Consider the following 19,202-nt stretch of genomic DNA (forward strand, 5'->3'; position numbering starts at 1 on the left):
TGCTAAGGACCGGCGCCCAGGGGGTGAGCGCCGGTCAGGCAAGTCAGTATCAATAGATGCTGAACGGGAAGTACTTGTCGTTGATCTTCTTGTAGGTGCCGTCGGCCACGATTTCCTTCAGGGCGGCGTTCAGCTTCTCGCGCAGTGGATCTTTCTTGCGCACGGCAATGCCGATCTTGTCGCTTTCCACCATAGGCTCGCCCTTGAACTCATAAGGCTTGCCCGCGTCGCTCTTGAGCCATTCGTAGTTGACGTACTTGTCGGCCAGGATCGCGTCCAGGCGGCCGGACGTCAGGTCCAGGTAGGCGTTTTCCTGGGTGTCGTAGAGCTTGATGGTGATGTCGTCGCCCAGGTTGTCTTCCAGCCAGGTGCCGGCCAGGGTCGCCCGTTGCGCGCCGATGATCTTGCCCTTGAGCGAGGCCTTGTCGGTCTTGAACTCGGTTTTGTCTTTAGGGGCGATGAACTGCAGCTTGTTGGAGTAGTACGGGTCGGTGAAGTCCACCGCCTGCTTGCGCTCATCGGTGATCGACAGCGAGGAGATCAGGAAGTCGAACTTCTTCGCGTTCAGGGCCGGAATGATGCCGTCCCAGTCGGAGGTGACCACGGTGCACTCGACTTTCATCTTGGCGCACAGGGCGTCGCCGATGTCCTTGTCGAAGCCCACGACCTGGCCGCTGGCGTCCTTGTTGTTGAACGGTGGGTAGGCTGCTTCGATGCCCATCTTCAGGGTCTCGGCGGCAGCGCTGGCGCTGAAGGCCAGGGTGACGGCAGCGGCCAGGAGGATTTTCTTATAGCTCTGCATGCGTGTAGCTCCGTTAGCGGTTGCTGGACATGAATTGTTTGCAGCGTGCCGAAAGCGGGTTCTCGAAGACCTGCTGTGGCGATCCTTGCTCTTCTACCAGACCCTGGTGCAGAAACACCACTTCGCTGGAGACCTGACGGGCAAAGCTCATTTCGTGGGTGACCAGCAGCATGGTGCGGCCTTCTTCGGCCAGCGCGCGGATCACGTTGAGGACTTCCTGGACCATTTCCGGGTCCAGGGCCGAGGTCGGCTCGTCGAACAGGATGACTTTGGGTTGCATCGCCAGGGTCCGGGCGATGGCGGCGCGCTGCTGCTGGCCGCCGGACAGCTGTGCCGGGTAGGCGTGGCGCTTGTCGGCGATGCCGACCTTGGCCAGCAGCGCCTCGGCCACTTCGATGGCCTCGGCCTTGCTCTGGCCCAGCACCCGGCGTGGCGCCTCGATGATGTTGTCGAGCACGCTCATGTGCGGCCAGAGATTGAAATTCTGGAAGACGAACCCGATTTCGCTGCGCAGGCGGTTGATCTGCTTGCCGTCGGCGGCTACCAGCTCGCCGTTTTTCGCGGCCTTGAGCTTGAGCTCTTCGCCGGCCACCAGGATCTGGCCCTGGTGCGGGTTTTCCAGCAGGTTGATGCAACGCAGGAAAGTGGACTTGCCGGAGCCGGAGGAACCCAGGATCGATATCACGTCACCGTCGCGTGCGGTCAGCGAGATACCCTTGAGTACCTCCTGAGTGCCGTAGCGTTTGTGCAAGTTGCGGATTTCAAGCGCGGGCGTGGCCTCAGCCATGTGCGGTCCTCATTGAGTTCATTGTGCTCCTGCTGTTGGGCGGCCTTCCTGGCGAGGCGCCAAGCTAGCATAGGGTTCCAAGCGCAGCCAACAGCGCTACCGGAGGTAAACAGACGGTGTGTGGCAGGTTGTCGCATCAGCACAGAAGACTGTCGCCCCATCAACAACCGAACGCCTGTTTGAACCCTGGATCCGCCTGAAATCCGGTAGGTGTCGCGTAAAAAAAGGCGCGATGGTGCCAGCTTTGGCCGGGTGTTGGAAGGGTTAACGGGCCAAAGGTCATGGATCTGCACTCTAATCGCTCATCGGCTGCTTTTCGGGTGTGTTTTTGGTGCGTCATTTCGTCCTGCAAGTGAGTCGGCCGGTAACGAAATGGCGAAATGCCATTGTTCTCAATGACTTGGGATTTCCATCGGTCGGCTCGCCAACCCTTGTTGCCCGGGGTTCTGTAACATTTTGGCGCAATTCTTGCGTGCGATATAAAGAACGCCCTGTTGGATTCTTTTTACGAGAACGAATGCAGACCGGGTGGAGTTACTCTTTTTTCGTTGCAAAGGTGCTTTTCATGAGCGGTACGCAACTCTCCAATGACCTCGAACAGGGGCTCAAACCGCGGCATGTGACCATGCTGTCGATTGCCGGCGTGATCGGCGCAGGCCTCTTCGTCGGCTCCGGCCACGCCATTGCCGAAGCCGGCCCCGCCGTGCTGCTGGCCTATGCTGCCGCCGGCACCCTGGTGGTGCTGGTGATGCGCATGCTGGCGGAAATGGCCGTGGCTTCGCCGGACACCGGATCGTTCTCCACCTACGCGGACCGCGCCATCGGCCACTGGGCCGGTTTCACCATCGGTTGGCTGTACTGGTGGTTCTGGGTGCTGGTGATTCCCCTGGAAGCCAACGCTGCCGCGACCATCCTGCATGCCTGGTTCCCCAACGTGGCGATCTGGGTCTTCACTCTGGTGATCACCCTGCTGCTTACCGCCACCAACCTGTTCAGCGTGAAGAACTACGGTGAGTTCGAGTTCTGGTTCGCCCTGATCAAGGTGGTAGCCATCATCGGCTTCGTGATCCTCGGCCTCGCCGCCATCTGCGGCCTGCTCCCCAACAGCCAGGTCAGCGGCGTATCGCATCTGGTGGACACCCAGGGCTTCATGCCCAACGGCATGGGCGCGGTACTGGCCGCCATGCTGACCACCATGTTCTCCTTCATGGGCACCGAGATCGTCACCATCGCCGCGGCGGAATCCCACAACCCGGGCAAGCAGATCTCCAAGGCCACCAATTCGGTGATCTGGCGGATCGGCCTGTTCTACCTGGTATCGATCTTTATCGTTGTGGCCCTGGTGCCGTGGAACGACCCGAGCCTGGCCCAGGTCGGCTCCTACCAGACCGTGCTCGACCGCATGGGCATCCCCAATGCCAAGCTGATCGTTGACCTGGTGGTGCTGGTGGCCGTGACCAGTTGCCTGAACTCGGCGCTCTACACTGCCTCGCGCATGCTGTTCTCCCTGGGCAAGCGTGGCGATGCCCCGGCCGCCGCCAAGCGCACCAACGCCAGCGGCACGCCTTATTGGGCGGTGATCCTGTCCACCGCTGCGGCCTTCCTCGCGGTGTTCGCCAACTATGTCGCTCCGGCGGCGGTGTTCGAATTCCTCCTGGCCAGCTCCGGCGCCATTGCCTTGCTGGTGTACCTGGTGATTGCCGTCTCGCAACTGCGCATGCGCCACAAGCGCATGGCTGCCGGCGAGAAGATCGCCTTCCGCATGTGGCTGTTCCCGGGCCTGACTTACGCTGTGATCGTGTTCATCGTCGCGGTGCTGGGCATCATGCTGTTCCAGGAAGAGCACCGGGTGGAGATCCTTGCCACTGGCCTGCTGAGTGTCATCGTCATCGCTGCCGGCCTGATGGTGGCCCGTCGGCGCAAGGCCGAGCGCAATGGTGCCCTGGCACTGAACTGACGGTTTGCTCCGCTCTTTATGAAAAGGCCGCGCTCAGAAATGACCGCGGCCTTTTTCATGTCCGGATGCAACTTGGGGGGGCTGCTGGTGGCGGGCAGAGGCTCGCTCGCGGCCTGGCGACGGGGCGCTTTACCCACCCGGGGCGCCTGCTGATAATCCGCCACTCGGTTAGCTTGGGATGCAGCGATGAAAGACCTGGATATGGATGATGCCGAGTGGGAACTGCTCGACCTCGAATGGCATCAAGGGTTCGCCTTCGTGGAGGGGGCGCTGTTGGTGGAGGAGCGAGCCCGGGACGTGTACCTCATGCTGCAGCGTGAAGGGCGGACCCCGGCTGAGCAGGCTTGCCAGGCCGCGACCGAGCAATTCCCGGCTTCCCCCCTGGTAGAGGGCGAGCCGCTCTGGCGACATCGTGTTCATCGGCACCTGCTGCGTGATGCGCGGGCCGATTATTATGCGTTGCCCCGTTACTTCGCGCGTTATGGCTACCACCCGTTGCAAGCCTTGCCGGTGCGTGCGTGTCGGGGCTTGCAGAGCCTGGGCCATGACCATTGGCGTGATCAGTGCCGTGCCTACTTCTGTCATGACTACGGGCAGGAGGTGATCGACGGCGCGCAGCCTGAGCGCCTGGCGCTTGTGCACCCGGTGCCAGAAAACTGGCCTGCGGGGGCGGTGCTGTTCAGTGACGGGGACAAGGTCTTCCTCGGCGCCCGGGCGATCGCCAGCGCGGAGCAGCAGGTACGCGGTACCAACCATCCGGCTTATCAAGTGATCAGCGGCCAAGTCTGCCGGGGCGGCGTTGTGCTGCATCAGAAGGACGGTTCGCCGTTGCCGATTGCCAATCCGGATGGCTTCCAGATGCTGGCCTGGCGCTGGGGTACGGATGGGCATTCGGTGATCGTCCAGGCGCAGCAGGGCTCGAGCATCGCCTATGAGTATTTCTACCGTATCGACAACGTCGATCTGGCGACTTTCAGCGTGCTCAACGAGCGCTACGCCAAGGACGCACGGCGGGCTTATTACCTGACCGGAAAAACCCTGCGCTATGTCGGTGACTTCCGCCTGCTGAACCGTGTTCAGTCGGTGTTCGATGCCGGTGGCCGGATCTTGAGCCAGAGTGAAGCGGCGGACCCGTACTTTGCCGTGGACGATCAGTTCGTCTACCGCAATGGCACCCGCCTGCGTGGTGCCGATGGCCCGAGTTTCCGTCACCTGGGATTCGATTACTACGCTGACCGGCATCGCGTCTACCGGCGCAGCAAGCCGCTGGACGTGGATGTAGAGAGTTTTGTAGTGGCCCAGCTGGAGCGTGGCGAAGGCAACTATTCGCCGTTGCTGGTGGGTGACAGGCACGGCCCGCTCGGTTCGGATGGGGTGATCGATGACACCATGCTGCAAGAGTGGTCGGCGTACTTCGAGGCGCATCCGCAGTTGCAAGATTATTGGTGGCATCACTTGCAGGCACCATCGGCGTCAACAGCCCAGGCCTTGCGTTCCATCGGCTCCGGGTTCGAGCTGGGGAGCCAGGTGCACTTCCATGGCCGCCCCATCAATGGTCTGGATGCCGGCAGTTTCAAGCTGCTGGACACACACCTGTGTGGCGACGCCAATGGCTTGTATCTGATCCCCTTTCATCGCGCCGAGACCCGGGTGCCGGAGCGATTCTCTTCGGCCTGCGCCGATCATTACCGTGCCCTGGGCGGCCCGTACCTGACCGATGGCCAGAGGGTTTTTTGCCACAGTGTCTTTTATCAGGTGCCCGAGCCTATGGCCAAAGCGGATCTGGCCAGCTTCGAGTCATGCGGGCATGGCTGGGCCCGGGACAAGGGGGCGGTGTACTACTACGGCGCAAGAAAGAAGCCCCTCGACCCGGCGCACACTCGCGTCATGGGCAGCTACGCCTTCACCGCGACACTGATGTTTGCTGCCGGCAAACCGCTGGAGGTTGAATTCAGCCCGGAGGAAGTGATGGTTCCTCATCCGGACTTTCTGCAATTGGGCACGCGCAAGCTGTTCTGTGGCCGGCGGCCGGTGAGTGCCAAGCGCATCGACCTGGCCAGCCTGGAGTTTGTTGCCCAGCGCTATGCCCGGGACAAGCAGCGTTTCTACCAGTACGACGGTTACGCGACGCTCAGCGAAATCAGCGCCGAGCAGTACCACCAGGCACTGAAGAAGGCCCCGGCAGGGGACGCCGACTCTGAGAGTTTGGCGTTCTGAAAGGCAAAAAAGGCTGCCGTCAGCATTGACGGTGGCCTTTTTGCTGGATTTGTGACTTGTTACATGGCGTTTCATGGACAGCCCGCTGGCGAAATAGTAGCCTGCGCGCTCTTCGATAAGAGCTCTTGCGTGCCAGCGTGAGAGGAGCTATGGAATAGCGCTGTATTGCAAGGGATTGAATGCTTGTCGGGGCCCTGAATCCGCCTTCTGCCTCTGTCCCTTGTTCCCTGCGTAGCCGCCATGGTTCCTGAGTGTCAGCGCCTGCCTGACAGTCCCGGCTCGAAGAACGAGCATTCAGGGTTCAATGGTGATCGCCCGGCCATTGGTCCCTTAAAGAAAGGGCGGCAAGGAGACGCGCATGGCGTTCACTAAAATCATCTTCAAAAACCCGAACACCGGAGCCATCAAGGAAGCGCCAGTTGGTTTCTCCTGGACCGTGTTCTTCTTCGGCTTCATCCCGGCGCTGTTCCGCGCCGACTGGAAATGGGCTGCCATCATGTTCCTGCTGGCCATGTTCACCTTCGGCCTGAGCAACCTGGTGTTCATGTTCATCTACAACAAGCTGTATGTACGCGACCTGATCGGCGCAGGCTTCAAGGCCCAGTCCATCGCCAGCGGCGACCTGAACTTCGCCAGCTCGCGCATCGGCATGGAAATCCCTCGGCTGGAAGCTGCCTGAGCATCACGCCAGGCTGTTTAGCTGAAACGGAAAAGGGCGCATTCATTGCTGAATGCGCCCTTTTTTCATGCCCGGAAGAAACTCAGCCTTCGGCGCTGAACAGTGCCTGGGATGCGGCCATGTAGTCGGCCTGGAAGGCCTCGGACTCGATCCAGGCCAGGGCCGAGGCCTCGTCGGCCTCGGTGGACCAGTTACGGTATTCGATCAGCGCCGCAAGGATGAAGTCCGTGGCGCCCTGTTCGCCCTCCTGCTCATAGACCAGCTCCAGCAGCGGGTCCGAGAGGAAGACCGTGCACAGTTCCTGCTGGCTGGTTTTCTCGGCGTCGCGCATCTTCACGAACAGCTCGGTCAGGTCCACCGATTCGAAGTCGATGCGGCTGTCGTTGGGGTCCAGTTCCAGCTCCGAGGTCGGTGCAGTGCGCTTGGCGCGGTTCTGCTTGGCCTTTGCCCGGGCGGCACGTTTGTGTTGTTTGTCGATCGATGCCATGGGCGTCTTACCTTGTTGCGCAAAGGGGCGGCGCTCGCGGATTCGGGGCGAACGGCCGGTCAGGCGGGAAAGGATGCCAGCAAATCGCCGCGCTGGCACCCGCCAAGGCCTCAAGGCGGGTACCGACGATCCTGCATGGGCCGAGGTCCATTGCGGCGCAGCACCTGTGCCAAAGGTTTTTTGCAGCCTTTTCCCACTGCCTGGGAATCTGATTTCATTTGCCGGGAAACTCCATGCACCATGGCTGCAAGAGGCCGCTATGCACTACCACACGCCCACTGACCGTCTGCTGCAAATACTCGTGGCCCTGGGGCAATCCCCGGAGGCCATGTCTGCCAAGGAGCTGTCGCTGAACCTGCAGCAGCCCCTGAGCAGCACCTATCGCCACCTCAAGACCCTGCTGCGCTGGGGGCTGGCCCAGGACAATGGCCAGGGCCGTTACCTGCCAGGGCCCGCTTGCCTGCAACTGGCGAAGAAGTTCGACCGCGAAGGCCTGCTGGTGACCCTGGCCAAGCCGGAGCTCAACCGTCTGGCCGAACTCAGCCAGGAAAGCGTCGCGCTGATGGTGCCAAGCAACGGGCAGGCGATCTGCATCGAGCTGGTGGATAGCCCGCAGCCCTTGCGCTGCTGCTACCAGAAAGGCCTGGCGCAGCCGCTGCTGCTGGGCGCCTCGGCCAAGGTGTTGCTGGCCTACATGGAGCCTGAGCTGTGCTTGTCGATCCTGCGCCAGCAGGGCGTCGAGGAGGCGGATTTCGCCGCGCACCTGGACAGCTACGGGGCCATTCGCGCCGCCGGGCATGCGGTGAGCCTGAGCGAGATCGATCTGGGCATCTGGGGTGTCAGCGCGCCCTTGCTGGACAGCCGTGACCGCTTGCAAGGCGCCATCAGCCTCATGGCCCCGGCGTTCCGCGCCGAACAGCGCAGTGAGCGGCTGATCCGCTGGACCCGCGAAGCGGCCCAGCGCCTGAGCGCCCGACTGGATTGAATTGACTGGAGCAAGACCATGATCAGCACCGCCCCCATGCACCTGTGGCAGGGTCGTATCGACCTGGCCGAAGGCCTTGCCGCCCGGCGCTGGCACCAGTGGGTGCAGCCCTGGGCCGAACAGCAGCCGGCGGGTATCGCCTTGCTCGGGCTGGCCTGTGACGAGGGGGTCAAGCGCAACCAGGGGCGCACCGGTGCCAGCCAGGGCCCGGCAGCCTTGCGCGCGGCCCTGGCCAACCTGGCCTGGCACGGCACCGGCCCGCTGTACGACGCAGGGGACGTGACCTGCACCGACCACCACCTGGAAAGCGCCCAGCAGCGCTACGCCGAGCGCCTCGGCCTGTTGCTCGAACAGGGGCACCTGGCCCTGGGGCTGGGCGGTGGTCATGAAATCGCCTTTGCCAGCTTCAGTGGCCTGGCCGATCACCTGCGCCGCCAACAGCCCTGCCCGCGCATCGGCATTCTCAATTTCGATGCCCACTTCGATCTGCGCCATGCGCCGCAAAGCAGCTCCGGTACGCCGTTCCGGCAGATCGCCGAATACTGCCGGCAGGCCGGCATGCCTTTCGAGTATTGCTGCCTGGGGGTCAGCGAGTTGAGCAACACCCAGGCGCTGTTCGAGCAAGCCCGGGAACTCGATGTGCGCTACCTGCTGGACCGGCAGATGCAGGGCTGGAACCTGCCGGCAGTCGAGGCCTGCCTGGACGATTTTCTCGACGGTATCGACGTGCTCTACATGACCCTGTGCCTGGATGTGCTGCCGGCCAGCCAGGCTCCCGGCGTCAGCGCGCCCTCGGCCCACGGGGTGGATGTGCAGGTGGTCGAGCACCTGGTACGCCGTGCTCGGGCCAGCGGCAAATTGCGCGTGGCCGACATTGCCGAACTCAATCCCGGGCTCGACCAGGACCAGCGCACCGCCCGCGTGGCCGCGCGTCTGCTGGCCAGCCTGATTCACTGAGGGGCATGCCCCTCGCCGCGCAACACCACAATGACAAGAAGAGATGTTTGCCATGCCGACTTTTGAATTGGACGCGCTGACCACCCTGGCGCTGGCCCTGATCCTGCTGGGGGTGGGAGCCCAGCTGAAGAAACGCAGCCGCTGGCTGACCCAGCTCTGTGTCCCGGCGCCGGTGATCGGCGGTTTCGGCTTTGCCCTGATCGTCTGGCTGCTGCGCGATCAGCAACTGCTGGCGATCAAGCTCGACACCGCGATCCAGACGCCCTTGATGGTGGCGTTCTTCACCACCGTGGGCCTGGGGGGCAGCCTCGGCCTGCTGCGTCGTGGCGGCAAGATCCTGTTCGTCTATCTGGGGGCCTGCTGGTCCCTGGCGCTGCTGCAGAACCTGGTGGGGGTCGGTGCCGCCAAGGCGCTGGGCATCGACCCGCTGCTGGGCATCATGGCCGGTGCGGTGTCCCTGGAGGGTGGCTTTGGCGCGGCGGCGGCCTTTGGCCCGATCGCGGAAAACCTCGGGGCGGTGGGGGCCACCACGGCGGCCCTGGCCTCGGCCACCTTCGGCATGGTTGCCGGCGGCTTGTTGGGCAGCCCGCTGGCGCGCTGGCTGATCGAGCGCAACCGCCTGCAGATCCAGGCCGATCAGGTCAGTACCCTGCAGCACCTGGAAAACGCTGCCCAGGGTTCGGTGGCGCCTTTGGATGCGCCGACCCTGCTGCGCCTGCTGACCTGCATTCTGCTGATCATGGTGCTGGGTTTCTGGATCGGTAGCGCGCTGAACGAGCACCTGGGCATCGTCCTGCCAAGCTACGTGGGGGCGATGTTCGTGGCGATCATCCTGCGCAATCTCAATGACCGGGCGCGGATCATCGACATCCCCGACAGCGCCGTGAGCACCCTGGGCGACGTATGCCTGGGGGTGTTCCTGACCATGGCCATGATGAGCCTGAAGTTCTGGGAACTGGAACAGCTCGGCCTGCCGCTGCTGGTGATCCTGGTGGTGCAGGTACTGGTGATGGTGCTGCTGTGCGTGTTCCTGCTGTTCCGCCTGTTTGGCGGCAACTACGACGCGGCGGTGTTGTGTGCCGGCTTCATGGGCCACGGCCTGGGGGCCACGCCCAATGCGGTGGCCAACATGGGCGCGATCTGTGATCACTACAAGGTCTTTTCCTACAAGGCCTTCATCATCGTGCCGCTGTGCGGTGCGGTATTGATCGACATCGTGGCGATCCCGCTGATCACCTGGTTCATCAACGCCTTTGCCTGATCAGCGCCCCGGCGTCAGCTCTTGCCCCGGGCTGTTCGGGGCCGGGCTTGCGTGCTGCAGCCAGTGCAGCAGCAGCGGCCAGAGCCGGCTTTCGAAGCGGCTGTGGAAGAAGGCGAAGTGGCCGATCTCGACCTCACCGATGTCCTCGGGGCGAATGCGCCAATGGGTGCGCGTGCTGTTGTCGAAGTAGCCCAGTAGCCGCTCGATGGCTGCCACGGTGCCAAAGGGGTCGTCGCTGACGCTGATGGCGAGGATCGGGGCGCTGACCTGGGCGAAGGGCTGCCCACTGCGCTCTGCGGCCAGCCTGCGGCCGCTGGGGCGGCCTTCGTAGCGTGGGTGCGGGGTGGCCCAGTCGCGGACCACCCCGGCGGGGGTGTCTTCCATCCAGCCCAGGCGCTTGCCGGGGAAGTAGCCGTACAGGCGGGTCAGCAGGGGCATCAGCACATGCCACTTGCCCAGCATGCGCCAGCGCTGGGCGGGCACGTAGTCGCGCCAGTAGGCGAACTGCGCGCCCATGGTGGCCGCGCGGCGGATCACCCCGGCGGAGGCCGCCAGGCCCAGGGCGCAGCCGCCGAAGCTGTGGCCCACCACGTCGATCGGTTGCCCGGGAAACTCGCGCCGGGCGCGTTGCAGCATGGCTTCGAAATCCAGCGCGCCCCAATCCGACCAGGATGCCTTGAGCCCCTTGAGCGAGGCCGGGCGCGACTCGCCGATGCCGCGGTAGTCGTAGGTCATCACGTCGAAGCCGTTGGCGAACAGGTAGTCGGCGAAGCGAAAGTAATAGCGGCAGCGCACCGAGGTCGCGGCGTTGATGATCACCACTGCGCGCGCCGGATCGGCTTGCGCGTGGCGCCAGCTGAAGCCGCCAAGACGGAAACCGTCCGCCGCCACTTCGCTGAAGCGTTCACTGGGGCCGGGCGCCGGCTCGGCAGTGGCGGGGCGGGCGGCAGGCAGGTCGGGCGAGGACAGCAGGGACATGGGCGGTTGTTCCTTGGCGGCTGTAACGGGCCGGAGCGACCCCAGGCGTTCAGCGACGATTTTTTTGTGCGCCCATTAATACCCGGGCGATCCACAGCGCGGCAACTGCCAGGGCTCCTAGCAACAGGGTGCTGGTGCCCTGCCAGAGCAGCTCGATATAGAACTGGGTGGGCTGCAACGCCTGGCTGTAGGCGAGCTTCGGCCCGGCACGGTTGCTGGTGACGATCTGCCCGTCCAGCAGCGCGCTTACCAGGGTCCAGCCCAGCAGCGCAGTCAGTGCCAGCAGCACGCTGCCGATCAGCAAAAAAAACCAGGCCCCGCTGCGGGTCTTGCCGGGCTGGGGATGGGGCAGGCGGACTCGGGTTCGTTTCTGGTTCACGAGAGCAGTTCCTTTGCGCCCGGATGGGCGGATGCCTGCAACTTTACTCCCAGGCGGGCCCATGGGAATAATCCGGGCCCGGTTGAGCCCGGGTATCCCTATTCGTCGATGGAGCCTTGAGCATGGAAGTGAAGAACCAGATGAGCCCGGAACAATGCCAGGGCATGGACGATATCCGCCGGGAAATCGATGCCCTGGATCGAGCGGTCATCGCCTTGCTCGGCGCGCGCTTCCAGTACGTACTGGCGGCATCGAAATTCAAGACCTCGGCGGCCACCGTGCGCGCCGAGGAGCGTTTCAAAGCCATGTTGGCCACTCGTCGCGATTGGGCGGCGGCCGAAGGCCTGAACCCGGATGCCATCGAGAAGATGTACAGCGATCTGGTGCAGCACTTCATCGCCGAGGAGATGAAGCATTGGCAGGCGGCGCAGGCTCCGAGCCGAGGGGCTGGTCCCCTAGCCTAGGTACCTTTGGTTAAAGGCCTCACGCCGAATCGATCTAAACCGCCCTGTGTCAGGTTTTACACTCAATAGCAGGAGCTATGGGCGAGCCTGGTTGCACAAGGCGAGCGAGGGTTTTCATTCGGCTTCTGGCCTGAGACATGGCCTGGCCATTCAAGATGAAGCAGGGGAGACCCGGGCGCTGCCGTCCCGGGGCTAGAGGCCTGACGGTGGCGTCCCATTCAGTGGTTCGAGACGAACCCGGGAGTGGTCATCATGAAGTCCTTTTCTATGAGTGTCCTGTCAGGTGTTATCGCGGTGCTGCTATTGGCCGCACCAGTGAGCGTGCGCTCCGCCTCCACCAGCAATGAGCCGATCGACCCGGCTGGCGTGCAATTGGAGCCGCTGCAACAGAACGGCATTTCCTATGTCAGCGGCGGCATCGGCCTGGACGAGTCGCGGGCCATTCAGCAGGCCAAGGGTTACAACCTGCACATGACCTTTTCCGTCGGCTCAGGGAATGAATACACCTCGGATGTCGATGTGCTGATCCAGAACCCGCAAGGGCATCAGCTGTTGAGCCTGAGCGGAGTGGGCCCGATCGTCTTTGTGCAGTTGCCGGCCGGCAGATACCAGGTCATCACCACCCGCAAAGGGCTGGAACAGTGCAGCATGGTCGATATGAAAGTGGCGACCATGCGTGATCTCAACGTCCACTGGAATAACGGTTACTGAGAGAGGGCTGGAATGTTGCCCGGTGCTGAGTCTGGGCAATGGCCAATTGCACGCATGAAAAGCCCTGAATCGAGTGATTCAGGGTTTTTGCGGGTCGCTGCCAAATCAGCGGCCGGGTGTAGGAACCTGATCATAAGAAGCACCCAGCGCTTTGGGTGTTGTTTGCTGTCTATGCGTTATGGCAGCTGTACGCGGGCACGCTTCGGCGTGGCCGGATCTTGTGACCGTTTCCTACCCCGCGTGCCGCTGTTCGATCTTCTGGCCTGCGCCGATCAGCGCATACGCGTCCTCCACAAGCTGGTGAACAGCCTGTCCTGCATGACCGCGCAAGCTGCCGACGCCAGCGATCTGTTCCAGATCGCCGACATCGCCTCGTTGCTGCTCGGTGATGGCGTGGCCCTGCTCGATGTGGCCCAGGGGCAGGCGATGGAGGCTGTAGACGGGGCCGCTGATCGGCGCAGGCAGATAATGAGTGAAGGCAGCCAGGATCGATAGGATTCGGGCTGCCTTCAAACTGGCCTGACGCAGCCCTTAAGTCCCCACAGGGGGGGGCAGCCTGAAGGGTTGGCAAACTGAGAGAGTGCCGGCAAGCCACGACTTGAGTCGGGTCATGGGGGGCGGGGTATTTCTGCCGGGGTGCAACACTCTTGGCGGTGCAGGTTATACGGGGAAGGGCCAAATCTCAGGCAACAAAAAACCCGCACTAGGCGGGTTTTCTGGTTGCTTTCACGTGATGCATACACCACCTGAAAGCTGAAGGTGGTGCCCAGAGACGGAATCGAACCGCCGACACGGGGATTTTCAATCCCCTGCTCTACCGACTGAGCTATCTGGGCAACGGGGCGCATTAAACGGGTTTTTCAGGGGGGCGTCAAGCAAGTTTTGAAAAAAATGTTTAATTATTACCGTCGCTTACGTTCCACCCCCGATTTTCAACAGCTTTACTCAGCCGGCGGCACGTAGCCGTCGGCCTTGGCGTATTCCTCGCCGGAGAAAAACTTGTCCATCTCGCCCTGCAGATATTTGCGATCGTCGGCATTCATCATGTTCAGGCGCTTTTCGTTGATCAGCAGGGTCTGGTGTTTCTGCCAGTCGGCCCAGGCCTTGGCCGAGACGTGATCGAAAATATCCTGGCCCTTGGCCCCCGGGTAGGGAGGGCGCTCCAGGCCCGGCAGTTCTTCCTGGTACTTGCGGCACATTACGGTGCGGGTCATGACGACTCTCCTGCATTCAAGACTTCGGCCGCGCGTTTGAGCAGCGTTTTCACCGGGGCGGCAAGGCCCAGGCGCGGCGGGGTGGCGAGGTTATACCAGAGCCAGTCGGCCTCGGCGACGTGCAGGGCCGACTCTTCGACCCGGATCAGCCAGGGTTCGATGGCCAGCTGGAAGTGGCTGAAGGTGTGCACCAGCCCGGGCATCTGCTGTTGCTGGCCCAGTTCCAGGGAGTGCTGCAGGGCCAGGTGCTGGATGTCGTCCAGGCCATCCAGCTCCGGCAGGCTCCACAACCCGCCCCAGAGGCCGCTGGAGGGCCGCCGGTAAAGCAGGATGGCGCCTTCGCGGTTGGCCAGCATCGGCATCAGGGTGCGCTTCTGAGGCACTTCCTTGCGTGGCTTGGGAATCGGGTAGCGGGTTTCCAGGCCGAGCATGTGGGCTTCGCAGCCGCGCTCCAGGGGGCACAACAGGCAGTTGGGCTTGCTCCGGGTACAGAGCGTCGCCCCCAGGTCCATCATCGCCTGGGTGTAGTGGTTGACCCGGCTATGGGGGGTGAAGCGCTCGGCGGCGGCCCACAACTGCCTGGCCACCTTGGGCTCCCCGGGGTAGCCCTCCTGGGCCGTGAAGCGCGCCAGCACCCGCTTGACGTTGCCGTCGAGGATCGGCGCCCGCAGGCCCATGCTGATGCTGGCGATGGCGCCGGCGGTGGACAGGCCGATGCCCGGCAGCTCGGTGAGCTTTTCCACGTCCCGGGGGAACTCGCCGCCGTATTCGGCCATGACGATCTTCGCGGTCTTCTGCAGGTTGCGCGCCCGGGTGTAGTAGCCCAGGCCGGTCCACAGGTGCAGCACTTCGTCTTCCGGGGCTTCGGCCAGGGCCTGCACCGTGGGCAGCGAGGCCATGAAGCGGTCGAAGTAGTTGAGCACGGTGCTGACCTGGGTCTGTTGCAGCATGATCTCCGAGACCCACACCCGATACGGGTTGATGTCCTGCTGCCAGGGCAGGTCATGGCGGCCGTGGCGGTCGTACCAGTCCAGCACCGCCGTTGAAAACGCCTCGGCTCTCATCGCTTGAACAGCCCCTTGAGCGCGTTCTTCAGTTCCGGGCTGACCTTGTCTCCCAGTTTCTCGTCGATCTTTTGCTGCAGGCGGTCACCGGCCAGTTTGGCCGCTACCTGGCCCAGGCCGTCCTTGTCCAGGCGGCAGGCCTTGGCCCCCAGCTCCAGCGGGCCGCGGCAGCGCAGCGGCAGCTCGATGCCGGTAAAGCGCTCGCCCACCTGGCAGGCCGGGTCCGGGTTATCCCGCAGGTCGCCTTCGACAATGATGCCGACCCGGTAGTCCATGCCCAGCACTCGCAGGTCGATGTCGCCGTTGCCGTTCACCGTCATGCCGGGGATGCGCACTTTCAGGTCCGGGTTGCTGGCCACGCCATTGCGCAGCGTCAGGTTGCCCTTGAGCTCCTGGAAGGGCGTGTCCTTGCCCCGTGGCGTGCTGCTGAGGTTCTTGCGGTTGAGCACGGCGATGCCCTGGCACAGCTGCTGTTCGATATTGGCGTTGAGCAGCACGCCGTTGTTGATGACGAAGCTGGCGGTGCCGTTGAGGCTGTCGATCAATGCCTTCTGGCTGTTGCCGCTGCCGCTGAGGTTGCTGTTCAGAGTCACCAGGCCCTTGACCGGAGGATTCTGGCCCTGGCTTTCGAGGATGCGTTCCACCGGCACCCGGTTGATCTTGGTCTGCAAGCTCAACTGCGGTGTGCTCTGGCGCACATCGAGGTTGCCGCTGGCATCGAAGCTGCCGTTGTACAGCTCGCCGCGCAGGCTGGAAAGCTTGAGCAGGCCACCCTGGCCGGAGGCCTTGAGTGCGGCATTCTGGATCGGCAGCTTGTCCAGGGTCAGTTGGCCGAAGTTCAGGTCGGCATCGACGTCGAGTTTGCTCAGGCGCTCCACCGGCAGCAGGCGGTCAGTGCTCCAGGCGCCCTTGGTCGGTGCGTTGGGCAGCGGGGTGCTGCCGGCTCCGGCCATGGCATCGGCTTCGCTGCTCTGCACTTCGGCCTTGCGGGCCGATGCCGCGCTATTGGCTTCGGCGGACTTGGGCGGCAGGTAGCGGTCGACATTGAAGGTGTCGGCCTTGAGCTGGGCGCGCAGGGATTGCTTGTCGAAGTCCTCGATGGCCAGGCGGCCGCTGAAGGTGCTGTCGTCGAGCTTCAGGTTCAGGTCTTCCAGTGCCAGGCTGGTGGGCGTGCCTTGCAGGCGGCTGACCAGCTCGACCTTGCTCAGGCTGCCTTCACCCATGGCGGGCAGGGTCTGGCCGATGCTGTCGACGAATCTCGCCAGGTCGAACTGGGCAATGGAGATGCCGCCGCTGATCTGCGGGGTCTTGTCCAGGTCGTTGACCTTGAGCTCACCCAGGGCGCGCAACTGATTGAGGGAGACCTTCAGGCCGGTCCACTGGGCAACGTTGGCGGCCTGGTCCAGCAGCAGCTGGCCCTGGGCTGCGAAGGTCAGGGTCTTGCCTTGCAACGGGTCGCCGGCGGCTTCGCCGGACAGGCGCATGTCTTCGAACTGGTAGCGCTTCAGGGCGCGGTCGAAGCGCAGTTCGCCATTGAGTTCGGTGCGCACGCGCACTGCGGGTTGGCTGCTGGCGAGGAAGGCCGTGAGCTTGACCGGGGTGTTGGTGGCTTCGTGAATCGGCCCGGTACTCAGCTGGATGCTTTCGGCGGTGAACTGCTTGTCGGTCTGTTCATCGTTGTACTCAACCCGGGCGTTGTTCACGGTCAGGCTGTCGATGTCCAGGCGGATCGGCTGCGCGGGTTTGTCCGCGCCGGCTGGTGGTTGGCTGGCTTCGCCGGTGCTGGCGGCCGGAGTCTCGGCCTGCTTGTCGGTCGGTGCGGCCTTGCCAATGTCCTGCCAGTTGCCGTGGCCGTCCTTGTTGCGGGTCAGGCGCAGGTTCAGGCCTTCGACACGCACATCGCTCATCTGCACTTCGCGGCGCAGCAGCGGCAACACCCGGACCGACAGGCCGAGCATCTGCAGGTCGGCGAAAGGTTGGGTCGGGTTGGCCAGGGTGGCGACGCCGGCATCGTGCAGTTCCAGGCCCAGCCAGGGGAACAGGCTCCAGCCGATGTCGCCATTGAGCGTCAGCTCGATGTGGGCCTTGTCGCGGGCAATCTGGCGAATCTCGTCTTTGTAGTCGTTGGGATCAAACAGGTGGGTCAGGGCGAAGCCCAGAGCCACGATGATCAGCAACAGCCCGAGAATTACCAGACCCAGGATTTTGCCGAACGCTTTCATGGGCGAGTCCTTGTATGTCGAATTCAAAATTTAGCGGGGGAGTATAGCGCTCTGAACCTGACGACTGGTCACCCATTGCAGTTAGAGGTTTTTTCGTTGTAGCGGTTTTTTTTGGCCAGCGGCCTGGCCTGTGGGCAAAGCAGCTGCGGGAAAAAAGGTGATGTCAGTTTGGTTTTTTAGTTTGTCGCAAATGGTAACCTCTCGCGGTTCGTCCGCCCTTGTGCGACTTAATGTCGCGTCTGCCCAAATGGAGCTTTACTCAATAAAACGACCGCGCCGGTGTGCCAAGGTCGTCGCAGAAGAGTGGCCGATGAACAATTCTAATAATTGGGGGAAACATCCATGAGCACTAGCAACGCGGCGGCCAGTCCGTCCGCTCAGCCAGCGTTCTTGTCCAAAGAACGCATCATCGCCAAGCCCGGTTTCAACCGCTGGCTGGTTCCACCGGCCGCTCTGGCCATCCACCTGTGCATCGGCATGGCCTATGGCTTTTCGGTGTTCTGGCTGCCGCTGTCCAAGGCCCTGGGCGTCAGTGCGCCCGTGGCTTGCGAGCCCGGCATGGGCTTCATCGCGCAGATCTTTTCGTCCCAGTGTGACTGGCCGATCTCCATGCTCGGCTGGATCTACACGCTGTTCTTCATCTTCCTGGGGTGCTCGGCGGCGATCTGGGGCGGCTGGCTGGAACATGCCGGCCCGCGCAAGGCCGGTGTGGTTTCGGCACTGTGCTGGTGCGGCGGCCTGCTGATCTCGGCGCTGGGGATCTACACCCACCAGATCTGGCTGATGTGGATAGGCTCCGGGGTCATCGGCGGTATCGGCCTGGGCCTGGGCTATATCTCCCCGGTGTCGACCCTGATCAAGTGGTTCCCGGACAAGCGCGGCATGGCCACCGGCATGGCGATCATGGGCTTTGGCGGCGGCGCCATGGTCGGTGCGCCCCTGGCGGCGGCCCTGATGGGCCACTTTGCAACGCCGACCAGCGTTGGCGTGTGGCAGAGCTTCCTGGTGATGGCGGCCATCTACTTCGTGTTCATGATCGGTGGCGCCCTGGCCTACCGGGTTCCGCCTACCGGCTGGAAGCCTGAGGGCTGGACCGCACCGGCGAAGAAAGCCGCCAATGCGATGATCACCCACCGCCACGTGCACGTGAACGTGGCCTGGAAGACCCCGCAGTTCCGCCTGGTGTGGCTGGTGCTGTGCCTCAACGTTTCGGCCGGTATCGGCATCCTCGGCATGGCCTCGCCCCTGCTGCAGGAAGTGTTTGCCGGCAAGCTGCTGGGCAATGGCCTGACCTTCAGCCAGCTGGACGCCGGGCAACTGGCGCAGATTGCCGCGATTGCCGCCGGCTTCACCGGTTTGCTGAGCCTGTTCAACATCGGCGGGCGGTTCTTCTGGGCGTCGTTCTCCGACTACCTGGGCCGCAAGAACACCTATTTCGTGTTCTTTGCCCTGGGCTTTGCCCTTTATGCGCTGATCCCGAACCTCGGCCACCTGGGCAATATCGCCCTGTTCGTGGCGGCGTTCTGCATCATCCTGTCGATGTACGGCGGCGGTTTCGCCACGGTGCCGGCCTACCTGGCGGACCTGTTCGGCACCCAGATGGTGGGCGCTATCCATGGTCGCCTGCTGACCGCCTGGGCCGCGGCGGGCGTGCTGGGCCCGGTGCTGGTGAACTACCTGCGCGAGTACCAGCTGAGCATCGGCGTCGAGCGCGCTGCGGCTTACGACATCACCCTGTACATCCTCGCCGGCCTGCTGGTGCTGGGCTTTTTGTGCAACCTGCTGGTGCGCCCGGTGGCCGACAAGTACTTCATGACCGACGAGCAACTGGCGGCCGAGCAGGCCCTGGGCCATGACAAGGGCGCCGACAACAGCGTCGTGCTGGAATGGAAGGCCTCATCCGCCAGCCTGCCGCTGGTGATCGCTGCCTGGCTGGCCGTGGGCATTCCCCTGGCGTGGGGCGTGTGGGTCACCCTGCAGAAGACTGCGGTGCTGTTCCATTAAGGGCTTCGCCGGCCAGCGGGCTCCTGCGCAGGAG

General features: G+C 63.3%; 18 protein-coding genes and 1 tRNA gene. 10 read left to right on the forward strand and 9 right to left on the reverse strand.

Annotated features, from left to right (window positions below; translation table 11 throughout):
* Positions 1–49: 49 nt before the first annotated feature.
* Both AC1RMG_RS30780 and AC1RMG_RS30785 read right to left on the reverse strand, forming a co-directional pair.
* On the reverse strand, positions 50–802 hold the full coding sequence (locus AC1RMG_RS30780; RefSeq protein WP_053155975.1) for an ABC transporter substrate-binding protein: 753 nt from the start codon (positions 800–802) through the stop codon (positions 50–52).
* A 13-nt stretch (positions 803–815) separates the two neighbouring features.
* A complete protein-coding gene (locus AC1RMG_RS30785) occupies positions 816–1,589 on the reverse strand; it encodes an ABC transporter ATP-binding protein (RefSeq protein WP_011058719.1) in 774 nt (257 codons plus the stop codon).
* Positions 1,590–2,154: 565 nt separating this feature from the next.
* Here AC1RMG_RS30785 and gabP point away from each other — a divergent pair.
* From gabP to AC1RMG_RS30800, 3 genes are all read left to right on the forward strand, one after another.
* On the forward strand, positions 2,155–3,546 hold the full coding sequence (gene gabP, locus AC1RMG_RS30790) for a GABA permease (RefSeq protein ID WP_011058720.1): 1,392 nt from the start codon (positions 2,155–2,157) through the stop codon (positions 3,544–3,546).
* A 186-nt stretch (positions 3,547–3,732) separates the two neighbouring features.
* A complete protein-coding gene (locus tag AC1RMG_RS30795; RefSeq protein ID WP_493170950.1) occupies positions 3,733–5,763 on the forward strand; it encodes a DKNYY domain-containing protein in 2,031 nt (676 codons plus the stop codon).
* Positions 5,764–6,121: 358 nt separating this feature from the next.
* Positions 6,122–6,442 carry a hypothetical protein gene (locus AC1RMG_RS30800; protein ID WP_011058722.1) on the forward strand — a complete coding sequence of 107 codons (321 nt, stop codon included), beginning with the start codon at positions 6,122–6,124 and terminating at the stop codon, positions 6,440–6,442.
* An 82-nt stretch (positions 6,443–6,524) separates the two neighbouring features.
* Here the strand turns inward: AC1RMG_RS30800 and AC1RMG_RS30805 are convergent, their stop codons facing one another.
* Positions 6,525–6,929, reverse strand: a complete 405-nt coding sequence (locus AC1RMG_RS30805; RefSeq protein ID WP_493170952.1) for a hypothetical protein — start codon at positions 6,927–6,929, stop codon at positions 6,525–6,527.
* A 259-nt stretch (positions 6,930–7,188) separates the two neighbouring features.
* Here AC1RMG_RS30805 and AC1RMG_RS30810 point away from each other — a divergent pair, with 259 nt between their 5' ends.
* The 3 genes from AC1RMG_RS30810 to gltS are packed head-to-tail and all read left to right on the forward strand — an operon-like array spanning position 7,189 to position 10,132.
* Entirely contained in the window at positions 7,189–7,914 is a 726-nt protein-coding gene (locus tag AC1RMG_RS30810) for an IclR family transcriptional regulator (protein ID WP_019093890.1), read from the forward strand.
* A gap of 18 nt (positions 7,915–7,932) precedes the next feature.
* The gene (gene hutG / locus AC1RMG_RS30815) at positions 7,933–8,871 is read left to right on the forward strand and encodes a formimidoylglutamase (protein WP_493170954.1); all 939 of its coding nucleotides are present in this window, start codon (positions 7,933–7,935) and stop codon (positions 8,869–8,871) included.
* Positions 8,872–8,923: 52 nt separating this feature from the next.
* The gene (gene gltS, locus AC1RMG_RS30820; RefSeq protein ID WP_065364941.1) at positions 8,924–10,132 is read left to right on the forward strand and encodes a sodium/glutamate symporter; all 1,209 of its coding nucleotides are present in this window, start codon (positions 8,924–8,926) and stop codon (positions 10,130–10,132) included.
* Here the strand turns inward: gltS and AC1RMG_RS30825 are convergent, their stop codons facing one another.
* Both AC1RMG_RS30825 and AC1RMG_RS30830 read right to left on the reverse strand, forming a co-directional pair.
* Complete coding sequence (locus AC1RMG_RS30825) at positions 10,133–11,110, reverse strand: alpha/beta hydrolase family protein (RefSeq protein ID WP_041115266.1); 978 nt, start codon at positions 11,108–11,110, stop codon at positions 10,133–10,135.
* A gap of 49 nt (positions 11,111–11,159) precedes the next feature.
* On the reverse strand, positions 11,160–11,489 hold the full coding sequence (locus AC1RMG_RS30830) for a hypothetical protein (RefSeq protein ID WP_065364819.1): 330 nt from the start codon (positions 11,487–11,489) through the stop codon (positions 11,160–11,162).
* A 122-nt stretch (positions 11,490–11,611) separates the two neighbouring features.
* Here AC1RMG_RS30830 and AC1RMG_RS30835 point away from each other — a divergent pair, with 122 nt between their 5' ends.
* The 3 genes from AC1RMG_RS30835 to AC1RMG_RS30845 all read left to right on the forward strand — a co-directional run bounded on the left by AC1RMG_RS30835 (position 11,612) and on the right by AC1RMG_RS30845 (position 13,159).
* Positions 11,612–11,953, forward strand: a complete 342-nt coding sequence (locus AC1RMG_RS30835; protein WP_011058729.1) for an isochorismate lyase — start codon at positions 11,612–11,614, stop codon at positions 11,951–11,953.
* A 252-nt stretch (positions 11,954–12,205) separates the two neighbouring features.
* Complete coding sequence (locus tag AC1RMG_RS30840) at positions 12,206–12,664, forward strand: carboxypeptidase regulatory-like domain-containing protein (protein WP_493170955.1); 459 nt, start codon at positions 12,206–12,208, stop codon at positions 12,662–12,664.
* A 171-nt stretch (positions 12,665–12,835) separates the two neighbouring features.
* Positions 12,836–13,159 carry a hypothetical protein gene (locus AC1RMG_RS30845; RefSeq protein WP_019093884.1) on the forward strand — a complete coding sequence of 108 codons (324 nt, stop codon included), beginning with the start codon at positions 12,836–12,838 and terminating at the stop codon, positions 13,157–13,159.
* A gap of 265 nt (positions 13,160–13,424) precedes the next feature.
* Here the strand turns inward: AC1RMG_RS30845 and AC1RMG_RS30850 are convergent.
* The 4 genes from AC1RMG_RS30850 to AC1RMG_RS30865 form a co-directional block, all read right to left on the reverse strand.
* Positions 13,425–13,500: transfer RNA gene (locus AC1RMG_RS30850), tRNA-Phe, on the reverse strand.
* Positions 13,501–13,605: 105 nt separating this feature from the next.
* Positions 13,606–13,878, reverse strand: coding sequence for an oxidative damage protection protein (locus tag AC1RMG_RS30855; RefSeq protein ID WP_011058732.1), 273 nt, complete (start codon positions 13,876–13,878; stop codon positions 13,606–13,608).
* Positions 13,875–14,942, reverse strand: a complete 1,068-nt coding sequence (mutY, locus tag AC1RMG_RS30860; protein WP_493170957.1) for an A/G-specific adenine glycosylase — start codon at positions 14,940–14,942, stop codon at positions 13,875–13,877. Before mutY ends, AC1RMG_RS30855 begins: the two co-directional genes overlap by 4 nt.
* A complete protein-coding gene (locus AC1RMG_RS30865; RefSeq protein ID WP_015633825.1) occupies positions 14,939–17,164 on the reverse strand; it encodes an AsmA family protein in 2,226 nt (741 codons plus the stop codon). The genes mutY and AC1RMG_RS30865 overlap by 4 nt, the downstream gene beginning before the upstream one ends.
* Before the next feature lie 342 nt (positions 17,165–17,506).
* Between AC1RMG_RS30865 and AC1RMG_RS30870 the strand changes: the two genes are divergently transcribed.
* Positions 17,507–19,168, forward strand: coding sequence for an OFA family MFS transporter (locus AC1RMG_RS30870; protein WP_011058735.1), 1,662 nt, complete (start codon positions 17,507–17,509; stop codon positions 19,166–19,168).
* Positions 19,169–19,202: the final 34 nt, after the last annotated feature.

This window comes from Pseudomonas sp. GW822-FHT04H02 (assembly GCF_058800645.1).